Here is a 20,676-nt window from a genome sequence, read left to right on the forward strand (position 1 = left end):
GGCGGTATTCCCAATCAACTTTGACTGTGCGAGCGGCGTCGCCGCGAGCATATAGCCCATAAGTCGCGTCGATCGTTACCGCACGACCTCGCGGTGGCGGCCGGGCAGGCGGGTGGCGATGAGCTTGTCGATGCGGCGGCCGTCGAGGTCGACGACCTCGAAGCGCCAGCCTTGCGCGTCGACACATTCGCCGGTCGCCGGCAGATGGTGCAAATGCGACAGCACATAGCCGGCGACGGTTTCGTAATCGCGGCTCTCAGGCAGGTCGATGCCGAGGACCTCTGCCATCTCGTCGGCCTGCATGTAGCCGGCGAGCAGCCATGAGCCGTCCTCGCGCTTGACGGCGTTTTCCTCGTCGCCGGCGTCGAGATCCGAACGGAAGACGCCGGTGATCGCTTCCAGAATGTCGGCCGGGGTGACGATGCCTTCGAAATGGCCGTATTCGTCATGCACCAGCGCCATCGGCACGTCGGATTCCTTCAGCGTCGCAAGCACGTCCAGCGCGTCGGCCTGGTCATGCACGATCGGCGCGGCGCGCACGTGCCGGCGCGGGTCGAGAGCGCGGCCGCCGAGCATTGCGGCCAGCACGTCGCGGGTCTGGACGACGCCGATCATGGCGTCGACGCCGCCGTCGCCGGCCGGCAGGCGCGAATGCTGGGTGTCCATCAGCAGCTTCCTGATGGCCGCCTCGTCGGATTGCAGATTGATCCAGTCGACCTCGGTGCGCGGCGTCATCACCGCGCGCACGGCACGGTCGCCGAGCCGCATGACGCCGGCGATCATCCGCCGTTCGTCGGATTCGATGGTGCCGTGGTGCTCGGCTTCGGCGACCAGCATCTTGATCTCCTCGTCGGTGACCTTATCCTCGCTCTGACCGCGCTGGCCAAGCAGCCACAGGAGGGCGCGGCCGGAAAAATCGAGCAGGAAGACCAGCGGCGCCGAGACGCTGGCGAGGATGGTCATTGCCGGGGCGACCCTGACGGCTACCCGTTCGGGGTCGCGCAATGCGATCTGCTTGGGCACCAGTTCGCCGATGATCAGCGAGCCATAGGTGATGAGGGCGACGACGATGCCGACGCCGAGCGGATCGGCGAGGCTTTCGCGGATGCCGGCCGACGCCAGGGAGGTGGCCAGCCGCTCGCCGAGCGTGGCGCCGGAAAAGGCACCGGACAAGACGCCGACCAAAGTGATGCCGATCTGCACCGAGGACAGGAATTTTCCCGGATTGGCGCCGAGCGCCAGGGCCCGGCCGGCGCCCTTGACGTTGCGGTCGATCATCGTCTTGAGGCGCGCCGGCCGCGACGAGACGATGGCGAGTTCGGACATCGACAGAAGGCCGTTCACGCAGATGAGGACGACCACGATGGCAATTTCAGCATAAAGCATGCCGGGTCCATAGCATTGCCGCGCGGTTTTCGAAAATAGGACGGTCGCGCTTTTTAAATTTAGCGAGCCGGGCAATCAGGCGGCACCCATGCCGCATCCCAGGGCGGCGCGGAAAAATGCTCGATCAGGGCGTCGACGACGACGCGCACCTTTGGCGCGAGATTGCGTGTTACCGGCCAGATGGCATGCACCACGGTGTTTTCGACAAGACAGTCCGACAGAACCATTTCGAGCTCGCCGCGCCTGATGCTGTCGGCCGTCAGCCATGTCGGCAGATAGACGATGCCGCAGCCGGCCAGTACCGCATCGAGCATCGGTTCGCCGTGGCCGAGCACCAGCCGCGCCTTGGGCGCGAATTTTTCGAGACGGCCGTCGACATGCCTGACTGTCCAGGGATGGACCGTGCCGTCGCGGCCGTAGCCGATGAGGCTGTGCCTGGCCAGGTCCTCGATCGATAGCGGCCTGCCATGGGCGTCGAGATAGGCGGGGGCGGCGCAGATGGCCGAACGTTGGGCATAGATGCGGCGCGCGGCGATCGACAAGCTGTCGTCGAGGTCGCCCATACGCACCGCCAGGTCGATGCCTTCCTCGATCAGGTCGACGCGCCGGTCGTTGAACGAGATTTCCATCGTCAGGTCCGGGAATTTTTTGGAAATGTCGAACAGCAGCGGGGCGACGCACCGCCGGCCGAAGGCCAAAGGCAGGTCGACGCGCAGCCGCCCGGAAGGCACCTGCTTGCGCGATGCCAACAGCGACCGGGCGGCTTCGATCTCGGCCAGTGCCCTGACGCAGGCTTCGTAATAGCTCAGGCCCTCGCTGGTCGGGCTGAGGCTGCGGGTGGTGCGGTTGAGCAGGCGGACGCCCAATCGCTGTTCCAGCTGCGCGATCGACTTGCCGACCGCCGATTTGGTGACATGCAGCCGTGCGCCAGCGCCGGTGAAGCTGCCGGCCTCCACCGCGTGAACGAATGCGACGATGCCTTGCAAATTGGCCGATTCCAATGAAGCGCTCCTATTGTAGAGTTTTGCTCCTTAATCTGTTGCAGAACATGCCACATGGAAGCACTTTTCTCCATAGTGAAACGGCGTAAATGTCTCGCGCAATCATCAACCACGGAGCGCGAACCAAATGAGCACCGAAAACAGATCCTGGCAGATGAACGGTTTCGGCCTGTCCAGGTTGAAGCCGGCTGATGGAAAGCTGCCCCAACCCGGGCCGCATGATCTTCTGGTACGCGTCACAGCGGTATCGCTGAATTACAAGGACAGGATGATCGTCGATGGCGTGCTGATACCGGACCTCAGCTTTCCGTTCGTGCCGACATCGGACGCGGTGGGCGAGGTGGTGGCCATCGGCAGCAAAGTCAGCCGCTTCGGCATCGGGCAGCGTGTGCTCGGCCAGGTGATCGCCGACTGGCCGGACGGCGACGCCCCGCCGGTGCTGCACAAGCACACGTTGGGATCGTCGCTGCCCGGCACTTTGTCCGAGCATGTGCTTTTTCACGAGGATGCCGCCGTGGCGGCGCCGCTATCGCTCAGCGATGTCGAGGCATCGACGCTGCCGATTGCGGCACTCACGGCGTGGTTCGCGCTGGTCGAGGCGGCAAAGCCAATCCCGGGCGAGACCGTTCTCATCCAGGGCACTGGCGGTGTGTCGCTGTTTGCGCTGCAGTTCGCCGCCGCCTTCGGCCTGCGCGCCATCGTCACCTCGAGCAGCGACGAGAAGCTCGAACGGGCGAAGGCGCTCGGCGCCTGGCAAGGGATAAACTATCGCAGCCGGCCGGCGTGGGACGAGGCCGCGCGCGAGCTGACAAACGGCGCCGGCGTCAGCCATGTGCTGGAAATGGTCGGCGGCGACAATGCGCGGCGCTCGCTCAATGCGCTGGGCGCCGACGGCCGGCTGTCGGTTATCGGCTTGCTGGGCAGCATGGAGCTCAATTTTCCGATCTTGCCGTTCATGCGCAACCGGATCGTCGTCCAGGGCATATCGATCGGTCACCGTCGTGCTTTCGAACGGATGAACCAGGCGATCGAGACGCTTGCCATCAAGCCGGTAATCGACAAGGTGTTTGGCTTCGACGAGGTGCCGCAGGCATTTGAGCGTCTGGAGACGGGACCGTTCGGCAAGATCGTGATCACCGTGCCCTGAGCCGGTCGGAAATGGGTCAGACGGGAAGGCTGATCGCGCGCCTACGGCAGTTGCAGCAGGACGCCGATGATGGCCTTGCCGTCGGTGAAATAGGGATCGCCTTCGCCGTTGCGCCCGGTCTTCGTGGCGCCGACGCCTGGTATCTCGCTGGTCGAGATCAGCATGCCGGCGGCGGAGAGGTCGCGCATCAGCCCATCGCGCTCGGCGTCGATGTTGGCGCCGATATGATGAGTGATCGCGCCGGTGTCATGGCTGAGGCCGACGCCGCGGTCAAAGCTTGCCGAGCCAAGCCAAAGCGGCCGGCCGTCGTCTCCGGTCGCATCGGTCTGCCAGAAGCGGACGTGATGGCGCCGGTCGGCACTGTCGCCGACCGGTTTTTCGAAGGCGAGGTCCTGGACGCGGCCTTCGAACAAAAGCCGGCTGACCGGCGCGTCGGGATAGGGGCGGTTAAACAGCACGCTTTCGCCGATCTCGATGGCAGTCTTCAGCGTGATGGCGTCTGCCGTATCCCAGCCGGCGACGGCAAAAGCATGGACAAGCTCCTTCTTGGTGCCGACAAGGCCGACATTGATCGGATCGCCCGGAATGCCTTGCGGCGTGTGCGTCATCATCTCGAATTGCTGATTGCGAAAATTGCGGTCCCGCAACGTCCAGAACTCAGGCGCGGCGAAATAGGCGAGCGAAAGATAAGCGGCACAGCATGCCACCAACCAGGTCGTTGCACGTCGTCGAAGGCTCCGTTGGCTCAAGAGGCACCACCCAAGCGTCTGCGCAACATCTTAACCGGCGCAGCAAGTCTTGGGCAGGGGCCGCAATCAGCGGCAGGCGCGATAGGCGTTCTTGCGGTTCTTGATGTCGAAATGGAAATGATTGCGGTGATCGTAATTGTAGCCGGGGCCGAGCACGGTGGTGAAATACTGGCAGCCGTCGGCGCGCACATTGTTGAGGAAGCCGCGGGTGCGGAAGGCGAACAGGCCGGGCTTGCGGACGTCGATGTCGTCGCCATTGTTGAGCTCGATGCTCATCACGTCGAGCGCATTGCCCTTGCCGTGTTCGGACAAAACACCTTCGCCGGCGATCCTGCGGCAGGAATAGCTCGAGCCCTGGTGGATGGTCTTGACGCCCGAGAAATAGCGCCAACGGGCCGACGGGACGAGTTCGTTCCTGGTCCAGCCGGCAAAGGTGGCGGCCATGTCGCAGGTCAGCGTCGCGGCCGGCTTCATCTCGACGCTGCCGATGGCCGAGACCTTGACAGGATAGTCGATGCCGCACTGGCCTTCATGGATCGGCGCCACGTCGGTGTAGACGACACCGAGGCGTTTCAGCTCCTTTCGGCAATCGATCTCGGTGGCCGGCATCTGTTCGGCCGGCGACATCGGATTGTCCATGCGCGGATAGGCGGCGGTCATATAGGGGTTGGACGGGACGAGGCGCTGCATGCCGGAATATTCCGGGCCGGAACTTTGTGGGTCGGAATTGGGCGCGCCGGAATTGGGCGGGACGGCAGCGGTCTGGCTGCCGACATCGACGGCCGGCTGCAGCGACAGCACGCTGCCGGTATTGCAGGCGGAGACCCCCGCAACGGCAAGCATGGCGGCAAGCCTGCCGGCCATACGCGCGCGCCTTGTTTGCCGCGCGGCGGCAAGCGCAGCGCGAAATGTTCCGGCCATCGGCAGGTATCCTGTCCCCAGATGGCACAGAGTTTAATCGCCAAGGGTAAAGGAAAAATCAGCGGCGCCGTTCACGCCTGCGGCCAAATTGCGGCGCCCCCATAGGCTAAGGTCACTGGCAAAACGTACCACCGTTGCGGCGCGGTTCGAGGTCGAAGTGGAGATGCTGCGAATGATCGGCGTCGCTGCCGGGGCCAAGCACGGTCTTGAACGGTCCGCAGGCTGCCTTGCGCACTGCGTTCAGGAATTTCGCGTCCTTTTCCGGCGGCGCCGGGCCGACATCGATCTCCTTCCCGTCCGAAAGCTTGAAGCTGGCGATGTCGAGCGCGTTGCCGAAGGCGTGCTCCGACAATTTGCCGCCGCCATTGCGCGACCGGCAGACAAAGGCGGAGGCCTGGCCGATCGATTTAATATCCGCGCCGAACTCGGCCTTTGCGGCAGGCTGGATGACGGACGCAGCAAAGCGGGCGGCCGCTTCCGCCATCTGGCAATTCAGCTCGGGCTCCGGGCCGATGGCGATGGATTTGCCGAGCGTCTTCAGCGCGATCGGGTAGGGGATCGAGCAACCGACTGACGTATCATGCTCTGGCTTGCGCTCCTCGAAATCGACGCCCATCGACTTCAGCCGCCTGCGGCAGGCCAATTCCTCGGCCGGCATTTCTCTCCCGGCAATGGCGGCCGATCGAGGATCAGGAAGGATTTTTTGCTCCGCCTTCTCGTCTGCCTCGGCCGGGTTTGGTGGCGCGCCTGGTGGGCCTGCCGGCGGCTCAGCCCGTGCCGGCTTTTCGGGCGGCTGCGGTGCAATCGCCGGCGGCTCCGGAGCATCCTCCGGGCGCGGTTCGGGGACCGGGATCTCGGTTGGTGGCGGCGGAGTGACTTGCTGGTTGAGCTGCGGAACTGGTGCAGTTTGCGGTAGGTCGGGTGCCTTGGCTAAAACGGGTCCCGCCAGCGGCGTAGCCGCAACGGCCAGCAGCAATCTGCCCAATCTGAAAAAGCCAAACGCCGCCATTACGTCGCAACGGCCAGAATGCAGGGAAGTTGCCTTGAGCGAGGGGGGCGGCCGATCACAATCGGTAACCGCGCCGTCACGCGCCGATCGCTTCCAAGCCTTCCTCGAGCCAGTCCGCCAGCAGCGGCATGCCGAGCAGATATTTTGCCGTGCGCTTGTTGGCGCGCTCGCGGGCGGCGGACAGCGCGTCCGTCCATTCCGTCGCGTCATAGTCGCCGCGGCCGACCCAGGCCAACGCAATCAGTTCGGCCGCTTCGTCGACATTGAGATCGTCGATCAGCTCGCGCAGTTCTTCTTCGGTGAGATCTTCGGAGCTTTCCTCGGCAAGGCCGTCATGATGGTGGTTGTCGTGCGCGTTGCCGTCGAGCTCTACCTCGTGCTCGGCGCCGTCGGCATAGTCTTCGTTGACGGCGGCGCTGAGCGCCTTCGCCTTCAGGATGAACAGGCGCACGGTGTCGGGACCGATCGAAAGCTCCCAGTCTCGTTCAACGCGTTGCTGCACCGGCCGTCTCCCTGCTTCGTGCTCGGTCGGCCCGATGATAGCGGATTTGCAGCGCTCGTCACATTATCTTGCGCGGCGGCGTTGATCGTGAAGCATGATTTCCGATGCCCTCTCTTCCCGGATAAGATGGCCTTGCTGGGAGAGATCGCGGTTTTGAGATAGGATGACATTTTCCGGGACGAAACGGCGTTGGGCCGGCGTTAGTGTTGCATTGTCAGGTTCAAAGGAGAATTCGATGCGCAGACGATTGCTGATTTACGCCATGGCCATCGCCGCCCTGCCGCTGATTGCGGCTCCGGCGTTTTCGGCTGGTGAAGGCGGGGGAGGTGGTGGTGGCGGCGGCGGCGGCAATGGCGGCGGCGGCGGCCAGTCCCAGTGCAAGAAGGGGGAGGCGTGGGACAAGAAACAGAAGAAATGCGTCTCGCCGAAGCAAGGCATGCTGGACGACGACAGCATCTACGATGCCGGTCGCGCGCTGGCGATGGATGGACGCTACGACGAGGCGATCGCCGTGCTCAGCCTCGCCGCCAACAAGCAGGATCCGCGCATCCTCAACTATCTCGGCTATTCGCACCGCCATTCCGGACGCGTCACCGTCGGCCTCGGCTATTACGAGGAAGCGCTGCGCATCGACCCGAATTACACGCTGGTGCGCGAATATCTCGGCGAGGCGCACCTGCAGATCGGCGATCTTGCCGGCGCCCAGGAACAGCTCCGCGAGATCGAGAAGCGCACGGGCAAGGGGTCTCGCGAATACGGCATGCTGTCGGAGCAGATCGATCATTTCATGAGGAGCTGATCCTCCGGAACGCTCCTCATAACCGGCTGTGAGCGATCGCAGCCGGTTTTTTGCTGTGCTGCACATGTTGGCCACAACCGAGATTTGGCATCACGGTACACGATACGATCTTGGAAACCCCCGCTTGACGTGGGGTCAGCCGCGCAATCGGTGGATGATTTTTCAAAAACCGACTTTTTGGACGTGAAAAACCCGCGAAGATTGCTATATCTTGCGAAATTGTGGTGACACGGTTCCGTTAGCCCGAGGCTGCCGGACCGTTTTCTTTTTGTACCATCGACAAGGTCGCTCCCGATTGCGGGGGCGGCGGCAGGAAAGGTCAGGCATTATGAACAAGGTCCCGATGACAGGCGAGGGGTTCGCGTCATTGAAGGAAGAACTGCGCTGGCGCCAGCAACAGGAGCGGCCGCGTATCATCGAGGCGATTTCCGAAGCGCGCTCGCATGGCGACCTCTCCGAAAATGCCGAATATCACGCGGCAAAAGAGGCACAGAGCCTCAATGAGGGCCGGGTCAACGAACTCGAGGACCTGATCGCGCGGGCCGAGGTGATCGACGTCACCAAGCTCAGCGGCGACAAGGTCAAGTTCGGCGCCACCGTGGTGCTGGTCGACGAGGATACCGAGGAGAAAAAGACCTACCAGATCGTCGGCGACCAGGAAGCCGACGTGAAGTCCGGCCGCATCTCGATCTCCTCGCCGATCGCGCGCGCCCTGATCGGCAAGGAAGTCGGCGATGCCATCGAGGTCAACGCACCGGGCGGCGCCAGGGGCTACGAGATCGTCCAGGTGCAATTTATCTAGGGGATTGGCGCTGCTCTGCCTTCTCCCCTTGTGGGAGAAGGTGGCCTCGCGAAGCGAGGTCGGATGAGGGGTGTTCCAGCTTGGCTCCCTCCGCACTCCGTCCAACACCCCTCATCCGTCTTGGCGCTGCGCGCCAATCCACCTTCTCCCACAGGGGGAGAAGGGAAGGGGCAGCGCTGACCTTTCCGATTGAATTGATTGAGCAAATCAGCGGCCACCGGCCTGACCAAGCGTCTGGCGCTCCACAAGCCTTTCGGCTTCCGCCATCACCTCCGGCGGCGTGACGCTGTGGCCGGGCCTGGCCAGCAGCGTCGATGAGAACGGCCCGCGCGGGCCGGTCAGGCCAGGCTCGGTAGCGAGGAATATCGCCACCGTCGGCAGGCCGAAAGCGCTGGCGAGATGGGTCAGGCCGGTGTCGGCGCCGATGACCAGCGCCGAGCCGCCGATAACGGCGGCGATCTCGGCTAGCGGCGACCTGGGAACCACCACGGTTTGTGAAATGGCGCGGGCGATCGCCTCGGCAACCGCCTGTTCCCGGTCGTTCGACCAGGTGGTGACTGGCGTCATTCCCATGTTCACCAGCAGGCGAGCGGTTTCGATCCAGTCCGCGACCGGCCATTTCTTGTCCTCGCGGCTGGTGCCGTGCAGCAGGAAGGCGGTCTTTTCGCCGACAAAAGTCGATCTTGCGGCCGGCGGCGCTATGCCGGAGTCAAGCCGGGAAAAATCCGGCTCGTAGCCGAGCGCCAGGCCGAACAGGCGTCTCGTGCGCTCGATGGCGTGCAGGCCGCGCGGCACGGGATACCGGTGGTCGTAGAACAAGGTCGCCGACGGCTCCCGAGCGCTCGACCGATCGAAGCCGGCGATCGGTGCTGCCGCCAGCCGCGCCACCAGCGCCGATTTCAGCAAGCCTTGCGCATCGAGGACGAGGTCGTAGCGGGACGCGCGCAAGGCGCGGCGCAAGCCGACCACTTCCCGCCATGTGCCGGGCTCGAGCAGCTTCCTGCGCCAGCGCCGGATCGCCACGCTGTGGATGGTTTGGATGGCTGGATGCAGCGCCACGATCCCGGCAAATGCCTCTTCGACACACCAGTCGAAGGAGATATCCGGCCGAGCGCGGCGCGCGTCCTCGATCGCCGGGAAGGTGTGGATGACGTCGCCCATGGACGATGTCTTGACGATCAGCACCTTCATGCGGCGGCCGGCATTTCCAGCAGCCGCTCCGCCGCCGCCACGACGCGTTCGACCTCCAGCGTCTTCAGGCAGTTGAGATGACCGAGCGGGCAGATTTTTTTGTGGCAGGGCGAACAGGACAGGCCGAGCCAGACCAGTTCGCGGCGCTCGGCGAGCGGCGGCGTGTTCTGCGGCGAGGTCGAGCCGTAGACGGCGACTACCGGCGTGCCGACGGCGGCGGCGACATGCATCAGCCCGCTGTCGTTGGAGACGGCGAGCCTCGCCGCCGCGATCAGGTCGATGGCATCCTCGAGCCGCGTCTGGCCGGCAAGATCGACGGCGCCCGGAGCCATCGCGGCGATTTCAGCCGTCACCCCAGCGTCGTTCTTCGACCCGAACAGCGCGACGCCAAACCCTTTCGCCATCATCTCACGGGCAAGGCCGGCATAGTGTTCGCTCGGCCAGCGCTTGGCCGGGCCGAATTCTGCGCCGGGCATGACTGCCACGAATTTCCCCGCTGTCAGCCCGAAACGGCTGAGCAGTGCCGCCTGGCTGGCTTGATCGACGGCGAGCTTCGGCGCCTGGAAGGCGCCACCACGGGCAAGGCTGAAATAGGCCTGCGCGGTGCGCCGTTTCAGGCGATCGGGCAAGGGCACGATGTCGGTCAGTAGCCCGTAGCGCATTTCCTTGAGATGGCCGACACGGCGCGGAATGCCGGCAAAGAACGGGATCAGCGCCGACTTCCAGCTTCCCGGCAGGACAAAGGCCATGTCGTAGCGGCCGCGCAGCAGGCGGCCGAAGCGCCTTCGGACGCGGAATTCGAACGCGCCGGATTGCAGCGGCAGGTCGATCTGCTGGCGGATTTCGGGCATGCGCTTGACCAGCGGTGCTGCCCAGGCCGGCGCCAGCACGTCGATGGCGGCGTTCGGATGAAGCTCCCTCAGCGCCTGGAACAGGCACTGCGCCATCACCATGTCGCCCACCCAGCGTGGGCCGATCACGAGGATCGTTGGGCTTTCAGCCATTCGACATAGTCTCTGACGCCGGTTTCCACTGTGCGGAACTGGCCATTGTAACCGGCTGCGCGCAAGCGGGACATATCAGCTTGCGTAAAGCTCTGGTAGCTGCCCTTGAGGTGGTCGGGAAACTCGATGAACTCGATCTGGCCTTGGCCGAGCGTATCGATCACCGTTTCGGCAATGGCGCGGAACGGCTGAGCCTTGCCTGTGCCGCAGTTGAAGATGCCGCTCGAGCCGCGTTTCCACAGCCACAGATTGACGTCGGCGACATCGCCGACATGGATGAAGTCGCGGCTCTGCTCGCCGGGCCCGAAACCACCATAGGCGCCGAACAGCTTCGGGTTCTGGCCTTGCTCGACCTGGTTGAACAGATGGAAGGCGACCGAGGCCATGGCGCCCTTATGCGCCTCGCGCGGTCCGTAGACGTTGAAATAACGCAGGCCCGCCACCGGCGAGTGGTCGGTATCGAAGACAGTGCGGCGGACATAGTCGTCGAACAGTTTTTTCGAATAGGCATAGACGTTCAGTGGGCGCTCGTATTGCGGCTCCTCGCGGAACTCGGCGCCGCTGCCATAGACGGAAGCGGACGAGGCATAGAGGAAGGGCAAGCGCAGGGCCAGGCAGGCGTGCAGCAGGCGCTTCGAATAGGCGTAGTTGACCTCCATCATGAACTTGCCGTTCCATTCGGTGGTGGTCGAGCAGGCGCCCTGGTGGAAGACGGCCTCGATGCGGCCGAGGTCGCCGGCCTCCATCCGCGCCAGAAAATCGTCCTTGTCGAGATAATCGGCGATCTCGAGATCGGCGAGGTTGGCGATCTTGTGGCCGTCGGTGAGGTCGTCGACGACGAGGATGTCGCTGAAACCCTCGGCGTTGAGCGCGGCGACGATGTTGGAACCGATCATGCCGGCGCCGCCCGTGACGATGATCATGAAAGCCTCTGGTCTCGCTTGTCGATTCCGGCCCTTATAGGGGAGGTCGATAGGGCTGTCGATAAAGCAGCAGAGAGCAATTGCTTCGGGTGGATGCAGTTCCAACTTCTGGCGGAGACATCGATTATCTAGTCGGCGCCGCCCCTCACCTGCCTGCCGGCATCCTCTCCCCGTATAGTGACGGGGAGAGGGGCGCTCTCGTCGACGGTTTCGCCGATCGCCAACATTACAGACGAGCGCTGAGATCGCGGGCAAGCCCCCCTTCTCCCCGTCACTACACGGGGAGAAGGTGCCGGCAGGCGGATGAGGGGCGGCGCCGACGCCTGCAAGAAGGGCAAGGGGGCGATTGCCCTGCGCCACAGTGAGGCCGCAAAGTTGCCGCTTCAGTCGATTCGCTACCCGGTGAGATCGTCAGGGACAAAGAATGCCGTCAACCGAACTGCTTGTCGCCTTTTTCGCCACCACGGCGATCTTCGCCTATATCCCCGGTCCCGCCATGCTCTATGCCGCCGCGCAAACCATGGCGCGCGGCCGCTGGTCCGGGCTGATGGCGGCGCTCGGCATCCATCTCGGCGGCTACGTTCATGTCTTCGCCGCCGCTGTCGGCCTGTCGGTGCTTTTCCATGCCGTGCCGGTGCTTTACATGGCGGTCAAGCTGGTCGGTGCGCTGTATCTGGTCTGGCTCGGTGTTTCTTTGTTTCGCGCCAAGGCGCAAGGCGACGTTGTCTTGCCGGGAATTCAGCCGAAATCCGCCCGCCGCGCGTTTTTGGAGAGCGTTGCCGTCGAGGTGCTCAACCCGAAAACGGCGATTTTCTTCATGGCGTTCCTGCCGCAATTCATCGATGCCTCGGCAGCGTTTCCGGTCTGGCTGCAGTTCGTCGTGCTTGGAACGATCGTCAATTTGATGTTCTCGTCGGCCGACATTGTTTGCGTGATACTGGCCGGCGCGGTGATCGCCAGGCTGCGGCAGTCGAGCCGGGCGCAGCGCCTGATGCGGCGCGCCGGCGGTGCGGTGCTTGTCGGACTGGGCGTGCATGTCGCGTTGCAGAAAAGCTGACGCACTGTCTCGCCGCGGCGATCGGTCGAAGGCCTGCCGTTGCGTCGGCTGAAATTGCGGTATATCGGCATCGCCATGAACGGCCGGCCCTGCCCATCGAATTTCCCGTCACCGAAAATCGGCCCTCCCACGCGTTGACATGATCAAGCTGCCCTCTCCCGAACCCCTTCACCGCGCCATCTCGCGCTTCGGCAGCGCCACTGTGCTGGTGGTCGGCGATTTCATCCTCGACCGTTTCGTCAACGGCGTGATCGAGCGCATTTCGCCGGAAGCGCCGATCCCCGTGCTGCACGGGCGCGGCGAAACGCTGGCGATGGGCGGCGCCGGTAATGTCGTCGCCAACATCGTTTCGCTCGGCGCTGCCGTCATACCGGTCTCGGTGATCGGCGCTGACAAGGCCGGCAAGAACCTCATGCGCATGCTCGGCGAATTTGGCGTCGACACCGGCGGGCTGGCGCAGGATGCCGATCGCATGACGTCGTCCAAAAGCCGATTCAGCGCGCTCAACCAGCAGGTGCTGCGTTTCGACGAAGAGGAAATCAAGCCGCTGGGCGATGCCGAGCGCGCGACATTGGTCGGGCATTTTCGCGAAGCGCTGGCGCGCGCCGACATCGTCATCCTGTCCGACTATGGCAAGGGCGTGCTGCTCGACGGCGCCGCCGGCGAGCTGATCTCGATCTGTCGGGAAGCGGGCAAGCCGGTGCTGGTCGACCCGAAGGGCCGCGACTATGCGCGTTATGCCGGCGCGACGGCAATCACGCCCAACCGCAAGGAACTCGGCGAGGCGGTCGGCCGCGCAGTGTTTGCCGACGACGAAATCGAGGCGGCGGCGCGCCAGCTGATTTCGGCGCACGGTTTCGATTTCGTCGTCGCGACGCGCAGCGAAAAGGGCATGAGCGTCATCGGTGCGGACGACGCCCGCCATATCGCCACGCAGGCGCGCGAAGTGTTCGACGTTTCGGGCGCCGGCGACACGGTGATCGCGACGTTTGCACTGGGACTTGCAGCAGGCGCCGACCGCGTCATGGCCGGATCGATCGCCAACGCCGCCGGCGGCGTTGTCGTCGGCAAGCGCGGCACGGCGCGGCTGACGATCGAGGAACTCACCGGTGCGCTGTTTCGCTCGCATGGTCCGGTCGCCCACTTGGATGCGATCCTCGATGCCGCCGCCGCCGCGCGGCTGGTGGCGGGCTGGAAAGACGAGGGCTTGAGCGTCGGCTTCACCAATGGCTGTTTCGATATCCTGCATGCCGGCCATGTCAGCCTGTTGCATGCGGCCCGCAGCCAGTGCGATCGGCTGGTGCTCGGCCTCAACAGCGATGCCTCGGTGCGCCGGCTGAAAGGGCCGGGGCGCCCGGTCAACGACCAGCATGACCGGGCCTGCGTGCTGGCAGCACTTGCCTCGGTCGACGCCGTCGTCATCTTCGAGGAGGATACGCCGCTTTCGCTGATCGAGGCGCTGAGCCCCGACATACTGGTCAAGGGTGCCGACTATACGGTCGATCAGGTGGTTGGCGCCGATGTCGTGCAGAAGGCCGGCGGGCGCGTCGTGCTGGTCGACCTCGTCGCCGGCAAGAGCACGACCGGCACTATCGGCAGGTTGCGCGCCGGGAACTGAGGGTTTCATGTCCGAACTGAACGATTACCTGGCCCGCTCGGCGGCCGCGATTTCGGCGATGGTCGAGCGCGACCTGACCAGCGAGATGGAGCGGGCGGTCAGCGCCGTCGTCGCCGCGCTTTCGCAGGGCAAGGCGCTGCTGATAGCAGGCAATGGCGGTTCGGCCAGCGACGCCATCCATATCGCCGGCGAGCTGGTCGGCCGCTTCCTCAGGGAGCGCAAGGCCTACAACGTCATCGCGCTGCCGGCCAACGCGGCGGTGCTGACCGCCTGGGGCAATGATTACGGCTTCGACACGGTGTTTGCGCGCCAGGTCGAGGCGCATGGTTCGGCGGGCGCCGTGCTGCTCGCCATCTCGACCAGCGGCAATTCGCCAAGCATCCTCGCCGCCGCCCAACAGGCGCGCATGATGGGCATGACGGTGGTCAGCCTGACCGGCGACACCGGCGGCAAGCTGAAGCCGCTCTCCGACATCCTGCTCAACGTACCCTCGACCTCGACGCCGATCATCCAGCAGGGGCATTTGTGCCTCTACCACCATTTGTGCGAAATGGTCGAAACGCGCCTCTGCGACGCAGGGTGATTGCGCCAGGCCGGGTAGAGGCCGTCAATTGTCAACGGGGAGAAGGGACTAGCCGCAACGCTGGCGACCCCTCTCCCCGTCCTTCACGGGGAGAGGGTAAGGTGAGTGGCAGCCCTAGCCTGTAGCGATTATTATTTGACGCATAGCCACATTTTGTTCTTGCTTTGTGCCGGCAGCTATGCTACTAATTTGGGTATGGTGATGATTTCCACCGACGATCCCGCCCGCCGAGGCGGGTTTTTTGTTTCCGGGTTTTTGTTTCGCAGCCGCTTTGCCTGCTCTCTTAAGCCGAAAACGCCACCAGCCCTTCGTCTTTGACCCGGCGGATGGTCAGCGCGGTTCGCACCGTATCGACATTGGGGGCCGAGGCCAGTTCCTCGATGACGAAGGTCTGGAAGGTGCCGAGATCGCTCGCCACGCAATGTAGCAGGAAATCGGACTCGCCCGACACCATCCAGGCGTCGCGCACGATCGGCCAGCCGCGGGTGCGCTCGGCAAAGGTCTTGAGTTCGGCGTCGGCCTGGTGATGCAGGCCGATCAGACAGAAGGCGACGACGTCGAGGCCGAGCGCCGGAGCGTTGAGCAAAGCGCGGTAGCCGCGGATGATGCCGGCCTCTTCCAGCCGCCTGACGCGGCGCAGGCACGGCGGCGCAGAAATGCCGACGCGGCTCGACAGTTCGACATTGGTCATGCGTCCGTCCTGCTGAAGCTCGCGCAGGATCTTCCAGTCGATGGCATCGAGATCGGCCTTGATCGGCATGGTGGCTTCCGTGATGACGCGAAAGAATCTTTCGCGACTTTGTAATTAAACGACTTTGCTGTCTATTCCATCCGCTGGATCGAGGATTTTTGCATCATCTTGCTGCGGGTTGCTTGTCGCCGTCGCCGGCGCCGAAGCTTTCCGGGGACGAACGGCAACTTGCCTTGCTCGCGTCGCAGGCAACACTTACATTACGCGCAACAATCGACGAGAGTTCATGCCACAATCCATGGCTGCTCCCCGCAGAGGTTTTTCATGATCACCAAGCATGCGCCTGTTCTCATCATCGGCTCCGGCCCCGCCGGCTATACGGCGGCGATCTATGCCGCCCGCGCCATGCTCAAGCCGATGCTGGTCGCCGGCCTGCAGCAGGGCGGGCAACTGATGATCACCACCGATGTCGAAAACTATCCGGGCTTCGCCGAACCGATCCAGGGTCCATGGCTGATGAGCGAGATGCTCAGGCAGGCCGAGCATGTCGGCACCGACATCGTCAACGACATCATCACCGAAGTCGACCTCAACGTGCGGCCGTTCCGCGCCAAGGGCGATTCCGGCACGATCTATACCGCCGACGCGCTGATCATCGCCACCGGCGCGCAGGCGAAATGGCTGGGCATCCCGAGCGAACGGACCTTCATGGGATTTGGCGTTTCGGCCTGCGCCACCTGCGACGGCTTCTTCTATCGCGGCAAGGATGTCGCGGTGATCGGCGGCGGCAATTCGGCGGTGGAGGAAGCGCTCTATCTCTCCAACCTGGCCAAGAGCGTCACCGTCATCCACAGGCGCAGCGATTTCCGCGCCGAGCGCATCCTGCGCGAGCGGCTGCTGCGGAAAGATAATATCCGCGTCATCTGGGACGCGGTGGTCGACGAGATCACCGGCAGGCCCGGCAAGGCGCCGCTGCCGCCATCGGTCGAAGGGCTGAAGCTGCGCAACGTGGTGACCGGGCAGGAGATGCATCTGGTGGTCGACGGCGTGTTCGTGGCGATCGGCCACGCGCCGGCGGTCGAGCTGTTTGCCGGCAAGCTGAAGCAGAAGCCGAACGGCTATCTGTGGACGGCGCCGGATTCGACCCGCACCGATATGCCGGGCGTGTTCGCCGCCGGCGACGTGACCGACGATATCTACCGCCAGGCGGTGACGGCGGCCGGGCTCGGCTGCATGGCCGCGCTCGAGGCGGAAAAATATCTGGCGGGGATCGAGGTTCACCGCGAAGCGGCGGAGTGAATGTTGAACAAGCGGCTGAGAAAAGCCGCGCAAAAGCCTGATTTTTCATTCAGACGCCAAAACAGGCGGACGCCAGAAAACAGGACGAGGGGAAATCATGGCGTTGGATTGGGACAAGCTACGCGTGTTTCACGCCGCAGCGGAAGCGGGGTCGTTCACCCATGCCGCGGAAACACTGCATTTGTCGCAATCGGCGATCTCGCGGCAGGTCAGCGCGCTCGAGCATGACGTCGGCGTGCCGCTGTTCAATCGCCATGCCCGCGGCCTGGTGCTGACCGAGCAGGGCGAGATGCTGTTCCGCACGGCACACGACGTGCTGATGAAGCTCGAAACCATCAAATCGCGACTGACCGAAACCAAGGACCGGCCCTCCGGCGTGCTCAGGGTGACGACGACGGTCGGCCTCGGCGCAGGCTGGCTGACCGAGCGCGTGCAGGAGTTCATCGAGCTCTATCCCGAGGTCAGCCTGCAGCTCATCCTGGCCAATGAGGAGCTCGACCTCACCATGCGCCAGGCCGACTGCGCCATCCGGCTGCGCCAGCCGCAGCAGCCCGACCTCATCCAGCGCCGCCTGTTCACCGTGCATTTCCATCTCTACGCGGCGCCCTCCTATGTGAACAAATACGGCAAGCCGAATTCGATTGCCGAGCTGAAGGCCCATCGTATCGTCACCTTCGGCGTGCCGGTGCCGGCGCATCTGTCGGAACTGAACTGGCTGGAAACGGTCGGCGATTTCGAAGGCGGGCAAAGGGTGCCGACGCTGCAGATCAACGACATATTGTCGATCAAGCGGGCGGTGCAGGGCGGCGCCGGCATCGCCATGCTGCCGGATTACGTGGTCAGCAAGGATTCCGGGCTAGTGCAGTTGCTGCCCGAGACCGAAGTGCCGTCCTTCGATACCTATTTCGCCTATCCCGACGCGATGAAGAACCAGGCGAAGCTGCATGTCTTCCGCGATTTCATCATCGCCAAGGCGCGCAGCTGGTCGTTCTGATTTAATGCATGTCGCGCAAAAGTGTGCAGCGGTTTTGCGATAACGACATGCATCAAACAAGAACCTAAAGCGCGTCGCATCAGGTCGGTCGAACGCAACGCGCTTTAGGAACGCGTATCCGCCAGCGTGCTGGCGCCGTAGCGCAAACCGTCGACCAGCAGGGCAACCATGCGCCGCGCCTGGGCAGGGCCGCCGCCATGTGCCGGCATGGCAAGGCTGGCGGCCGCCCCCAACAGATCGCCCGGCTCGATATCGGCGCGCACCTCGCCGGCCGCGGCCGCTGCCTCCAGCAATGTTTGGAGCGCGGGCCGGAGCCGTTGGTTGAAATAGGCAGGCAAAGTGTCGAAGGCCGGATTGCCTGAGTACAAGGCTGCCGCGAGGCCGCGTTTTGCCGTGATGAAATCCACATAGCGCTGCATCCACAGGGCCAGCGCTTCACCGGGCTCATGCTTTCCGGCCAGGATCGGCGCGGCGTCCGCACAGGCGTCAACCTCGTTGCGGAAGACGGCCACGATCAAGTCCGAGCGCTGTGGAAAGTGGCGGTAGACGGTGCCGACGCCGACGCCAGCCTTTTCCGCGATCTCTCGCACCGGAGCCTCCACGCCGGAGGTCGCGAACACCGCCATGGCCGCCCGGAGCAACGCGTCGATGTTGCGCCGTGCGTCGGCGCGCACGTGCCGATCCGCGCGGTCGCGGGGTTCCAGACTATCGCCTTGATCCGTTTTGCCGTTCGGCGTTTTTTCGCCCATCAAATTACCTCTTGCAAACGGAACCTTGTTCCGGATATATGTGGAACGTGGTTCCGTTTGACTTGTATCTAGCACGGCAAGGCGGTGTTGGCCACACATCGGTGCACAAAAGGAGATTACCATGCAGGACAAACCCGTCGCCCTGGTCACCGGGGCCAACAAGGGCATCGGTCTTCAGATCGCCAAGGACCTCGCGGCGAACGGCCTTACCGTGCTCGTAGGATCGCGCAGGCTCGAGCATGCCGAGGCAGCCGCAAAGAGCATCGGAGAGGATGCCCACGCCCTGCAGCTCGACGTCACCGACCAGGCCTCGATCGCCGCCGCGGCAGAGCGCATCCGCATCGAAATCGGCCGCCTCGATGTGCTGGTGAACAATGCCGGCATCTCCCACGCGGGAAAGCCCGGCACGTTGTTCGAGGAGATCATCAACTCGGGCCGCCCGAGTGTTGCCTCTCTCGACGACGTACGCGCGGTGTTCGAGACGAACGTGTTTGGCATCGTCGCCGTCACGCAAGCGATGCTGCGGCTCCTTCGTGAGGCGCCGGCGGCGCGTATCGTCAACGTATCGAGCGGCGCCGGCTCGCTGACATTGAACGCGGATCCGGCCTTTCCGTACCGCACTTCGTTTGGCGCCGTTTACAACCCGTCGAAGACGGCCGTCAACGCGATGACGCTCGCCTTCGCCATCGAGCTCGAGGAGACCGGCATCAAGGTCAACGCTGCGTGCCCGGGCTACACCGCGACGGAGCTGAACAACTTCGAAGGTCCGCGCACCGTCGAACAGGCCGCGCGGGAGCCCGTGCGCCTCGCGCTTCTCGACGCGAGCGGTCCGACGGGCACGTTCTCGAACGAGGACGGCCCGCTGCCGTGGTGACGTAGCGTTGGAGCCTGCTTCAGCCGCGCCAAGGTGTCAGGCGGGGCAGCCAGCCTGGTACGGCACGGCGGTAGGCCTCGTATTCGTCGCCGTAGCGGCGGGCAAGCGTCGGTTCCTCATATAGTCTCACGAAGGAGATCATGGCGGCCGCGGCGATGACTAGATAGGCGGCGACCGTCCAGCTCGAAAACAGCAGTGCCTGGCCGAGGACGATCGACAGCACGGCGACGTACATCGGATTGCGCACATGGCGGTAGATGCCGCCGACGACCAGCCTTTCGGTCGGCGCGACCGGGGCGGGGGTACCCAGGCCCTCTAGGGCAAACCGGGCAAAGGCGTGCAGCAGTATGGCTGTGCCGGCGACAACCAGCAGCCAGCCCACAGGAACGAAACCGGGCAGTCTCGACCAGGGCAGGCGATAGCGATCGGTCAGCAGCCAAGGCAACAGCCCGGCGACCACGCCGGGCGCTACAGCAAGGAAGATGACGCTGCCGGCGATCGCCGAAGTGGCTCGCATATAGCTCTCCTTACGGGCGCGGCCTTGAACGGTCTCCTGCAACGCGCTTCAGGTCTTGTCCGGCATGTAACCCAAACCGCTGCACCCTCAGGTCAAGCTCGATGGCGGGCTTTTGGGCGGCATGCACCAGCAAGGTCTGGCTGCCGAAAAAACAAACGCGTGCTGCACGATTCCACGTCATCCTGCGTTTTTCGACTTTCCGAGCAGGAATCGCTGCTGATTCGCGGCCGCGGATCGATTTTTGCCTTGCCGTAGGCTGTATTTCAGCGATTCAACTGGTCCTATTGCGCTTCGGGACGGATTAGACCACAGCCGGCGCCTTTTTGCATGTGAGTGTTGCAAAATAGATGCTTGTTTCTTGGGCATGAAGAGCACATATATAGACCATCTCCTGAGCGCGTTCTCCTCCCATTAGCGCTCTCGAGTGTTCCCCTCTGGAGGTTAGCCTTAACAGGCACTTCCAATCAAACTCAGCCGGGTCTTCATTGATCCGGCTTTTTTGTTGCCCGAAACCAACACATCGCCAGAAAATCGGCCGGAGCGGTCGCGTAACAGTGACATGTAACCTCGGGTAACATGCCGCGGGCGCGCCAAATCGATTAAGCAGAGCACAGGACGCGGTGTGGCTCGTCCGGGGGATGGGGGCATCACTCGGACGACCCGGGCTCAGGCAGCTACCGCGTCCGAACCTTCCTCCGCCGCCAGGCACCGGCGGCAAGCATGCGGCGGACCTGCCGTTTCGCCTCCCACGAAGACGGTCCGCAAGAAACGGCGCCCCGGTGCAGCGGGGGCCCGTTGCGGGTGGGGCGCCAAGGCAGAGAAGGCGGCCCTTCCCGTGGCGGTGAGCCCGTCGGCGGCCC

At 64.0% G+C, this 20,676-nt stretch carries 21 protein-coding genes; 9 read left to right on the forward strand and 12 right to left on the reverse strand.

Annotation, left to right across the window (positions count from 1 at the left end; translation table 11 throughout):
• Nucleotides 1-75 precede the first annotated feature (75 nt).
• Together NKI54_RS03190 and NKI54_RS03195 are read right to left on the reverse strand one after the other, a co-directional pair.
• Nucleotides 76-1,386 carry a hemolysin family protein gene (locus NKI54_RS03190; protein ID WP_352623125.1) on the reverse strand — a complete coding sequence of 437 codons (1,311 nt, stop codon included), beginning with the start codon at nucleotides 1,384-1,386 and terminating at the stop codon, nucleotides 76-78.
• 59 nt (nucleotides 1,387-1,445) lie between these two features.
• Complete coding sequence (locus NKI54_RS03195) at nucleotides 1,446-2,387, reverse strand: LysR family transcriptional regulator (protein ID WP_352456967.1); 942 nt, start codon at nucleotides 2,385-2,387, stop codon at nucleotides 1,446-1,448.
• A gap of 127 nt (nucleotides 2,388-2,514) precedes the next feature.
• Between NKI54_RS03195 and NKI54_RS03200 the strand changes: the two genes are divergently transcribed.
• On the forward strand, nucleotides 2,515-3,534 hold the full coding sequence (locus NKI54_RS03200) for a zinc-dependent alcohol dehydrogenase family protein (protein WP_352690676.1): 1,020 nt from the start codon (nucleotides 2,515-2,517) through the stop codon (nucleotides 3,532-3,534).
• A gap of 41 nt (nucleotides 3,535-3,575) precedes the next feature.
• Here the strand turns inward: NKI54_RS03200 and NKI54_RS03205 are convergent, their stop codons facing one another.
• From NKI54_RS03205 to NKI54_RS03220, 4 genes are all read right to left on the reverse strand, one after another.
• Nucleotides 3,576-4,283, reverse strand: coding sequence for an LssY C-terminal domain-containing protein (locus tag NKI54_RS03205; RefSeq protein ID WP_352690678.1), 708 nt, complete (start codon nucleotides 4,281-4,283; stop codon nucleotides 3,576-3,578).
• A 66-nt stretch (nucleotides 4,284-4,349) separates the two neighbouring features.
• Complete coding sequence (locus tag NKI54_RS03210) at nucleotides 4,350-5,204, reverse strand: extensin-like domain-containing protein (protein ID WP_352637194.1); 855 nt, start codon at nucleotides 5,202-5,204, stop codon at nucleotides 4,350-4,352.
• 112 nt (nucleotides 5,205-5,316) lie between these two features.
• On the reverse strand, nucleotides 5,317-5,862 hold the full coding sequence (locus tag NKI54_RS36450) for an extensin-like domain-containing protein (protein ID WP_023678355.1): 546 nt from the start codon (nucleotides 5,860-5,862) through the stop codon (nucleotides 5,317-5,319).
• A gap of 427 nt (nucleotides 5,863-6,289) precedes the next feature.
• On the reverse strand, nucleotides 6,290-6,715 hold the full coding sequence (locus tag NKI54_RS03220; protein WP_023678354.1) for a DUF3775 domain-containing protein: 426 nt from the start codon (nucleotides 6,713-6,715) through the stop codon (nucleotides 6,290-6,292).
• A gap of 235 nt (nucleotides 6,716-6,950) precedes the next feature.
• Here NKI54_RS03220 and NKI54_RS03225 point away from each other — a divergent pair, with 235 nt between their 5' ends.
• Both NKI54_RS03225 and greA read left to right on the forward strand, forming a co-directional pair.
• Nucleotides 6,951-7,514, forward strand: a complete 564-nt coding sequence (locus tag NKI54_RS03225; protein WP_352637193.1) for a tetratricopeptide repeat protein — start codon at nucleotides 6,951-6,953, stop codon at nucleotides 7,512-7,514.
• Between the two features lie 328 nt (nucleotides 7,515-7,842).
• The gene (gene greA / locus NKI54_RS03230) at nucleotides 7,843-8,316 is read left to right on the forward strand and encodes a transcription elongation factor GreA (protein WP_023719113.1); all 474 of its coding nucleotides are present in this window, start codon (nucleotides 7,843-7,845) and stop codon (nucleotides 8,314-8,316) included.
• A gap of 207 nt (nucleotides 8,317-8,523) precedes the next feature.
• Here greA and waaC read toward each other — a convergent pair whose 3' ends face one another.
• The 3 genes from waaC to rfaD are packed head-to-tail and all read right to left on the reverse strand — an operon-like array spanning nucleotide 8,524 to nucleotide 11,434.
• Entirely contained in the window at nucleotides 8,524-9,507 is a 984-nt protein-coding gene (waaC, locus tag NKI54_RS03235; RefSeq protein ID WP_352690679.1) for a lipopolysaccharide heptosyltransferase I, read from the reverse strand.
• On the reverse strand, nucleotides 9,504-10,511 hold the full coding sequence (gene waaF, locus NKI54_RS03240) for a lipopolysaccharide heptosyltransferase II (RefSeq protein WP_352690681.1): 1,008 nt from the start codon (nucleotides 10,509-10,511) through the stop codon (nucleotides 9,504-9,506). Before waaF ends, waaC begins: the two co-directional genes overlap by 4 nt.
• Nucleotides 10,484-11,434 (reverse strand): ADP-glyceromanno-heptose 6-epimerase, encoded by a 951-nt coding sequence (rfaD, locus tag NKI54_RS03245; protein WP_352690682.1) that lies wholly within the window; start codon nucleotides 11,432-11,434, stop codon nucleotides 10,484-10,486. The genes waaF and rfaD overlap by 28 nt, the downstream gene beginning before the upstream one ends.
• A gap of 424 nt (nucleotides 11,435-11,858) precedes the next feature.
• Between rfaD and NKI54_RS03250 the strand changes: the two genes are divergently transcribed.
• The 3 genes from NKI54_RS03250 (at nucleotide 11,859) to NKI54_RS03260 (ending at nucleotide 14,692) form a co-directional block, all read left to right on the forward strand.
• Nucleotides 11,859-12,491 (forward strand): LysE family translocator, encoded by a 633-nt coding sequence (locus tag NKI54_RS03250; protein WP_023678350.1) that lies wholly within the window; start codon nucleotides 11,859-11,861, stop codon nucleotides 12,489-12,491.
• Nucleotides 12,492-12,630: 139 nt separating this feature from the next.
• On the forward strand, nucleotides 12,631-14,109 hold the full coding sequence (gene rfaE1 / locus NKI54_RS03255) for a D-glycero-beta-D-manno-heptose-7-phosphate kinase (protein WP_352586847.1): 1,479 nt from the start codon (nucleotides 12,631-12,633) through the stop codon (nucleotides 14,107-14,109).
• Between the two features lie 7 nt (nucleotides 14,110-14,116).
• The gene (locus NKI54_RS03260; RefSeq protein WP_352586848.1) at nucleotides 14,117-14,692 is read left to right on the forward strand and encodes a D-sedoheptulose-7-phosphate isomerase; all 576 of its coding nucleotides are present in this window, start codon (nucleotides 14,117-14,119) and stop codon (nucleotides 14,690-14,692) included.
• 283 nt (nucleotides 14,693-14,975) lie between these two features.
• Here NKI54_RS03260 and NKI54_RS03265 read toward each other — a convergent pair whose 3' ends face one another.
• The gene (locus tag NKI54_RS03265) at nucleotides 14,976-15,452 is read right to left on the reverse strand and encodes an Lrp/AsnC family transcriptional regulator (RefSeq protein WP_023678347.1); all 477 of its coding nucleotides are present in this window, start codon (nucleotides 15,450-15,452) and stop codon (nucleotides 14,976-14,978) included.
• Between the two features lie 255 nt (nucleotides 15,453-15,707).
• Between NKI54_RS03265 and trxB the strand changes: the two genes are divergently transcribed.
• Together trxB and NKI54_RS03275 are read left to right on the forward strand one after the other, a co-directional pair.
• Nucleotides 15,708-16,682 (forward strand): thioredoxin-disulfide reductase, encoded by a 975-nt coding sequence (gene trxB / locus NKI54_RS03270; RefSeq protein WP_352586850.1) that lies wholly within the window; start codon nucleotides 15,708-15,710, stop codon nucleotides 16,680-16,682.
• 97 nt (nucleotides 16,683-16,779) lie between these two features.
• On the forward strand, nucleotides 16,780-17,676 hold the full coding sequence (locus tag NKI54_RS03275; protein WP_023719100.1) for a LysR family transcriptional regulator: 897 nt from the start codon (nucleotides 16,780-16,782) through the stop codon (nucleotides 17,674-17,676).
• 104 nt (nucleotides 17,677-17,780) lie between these two features.
• Here the strand turns inward: NKI54_RS03275 and NKI54_RS03280 are convergent, their stop codons facing one another.
• Nucleotides 17,781-18,425 (reverse strand): TetR/AcrR family transcriptional regulator, encoded by a 645-nt coding sequence (locus tag NKI54_RS03280; protein WP_023678344.1) that lies wholly within the window; start codon nucleotides 18,423-18,425, stop codon nucleotides 17,781-17,783.
• Nucleotides 18,426-18,546: 121 nt separating this feature from the next.
• Between NKI54_RS03280 and NKI54_RS03285 the strand changes: the two genes are divergently transcribed.
• A complete protein-coding gene (locus NKI54_RS03285; protein WP_352586852.1) occupies nucleotides 18,547-19,299 on the forward strand; it encodes an SDR family oxidoreductase in 753 nt (250 codons plus the stop codon).
• Nucleotides 19,300-19,318: 19 nt separating this feature from the next.
• On the opposite strand, the gene NKI54_RS03290 is transcribed toward NKI54_RS03285, so the two are convergent.
• Nucleotides 19,319-19,816 carry a methyltransferase family protein gene (locus tag NKI54_RS03290; RefSeq protein ID WP_023678342.1) on the reverse strand — a complete coding sequence of 166 codons (498 nt, stop codon included), beginning with the start codon at nucleotides 19,814-19,816 and terminating at the stop codon, nucleotides 19,319-19,321.
• Nucleotides 19,817-20,676 lie beyond the last annotated feature (860 nt).

Source organism: Mesorhizobium sp. M0663, from assembly GCF_040320585.1.
GTDB lineage: Bacteria > Pseudomonadota > Alphaproteobacteria > Rhizobiales > Rhizobiaceae > Mesorhizobium.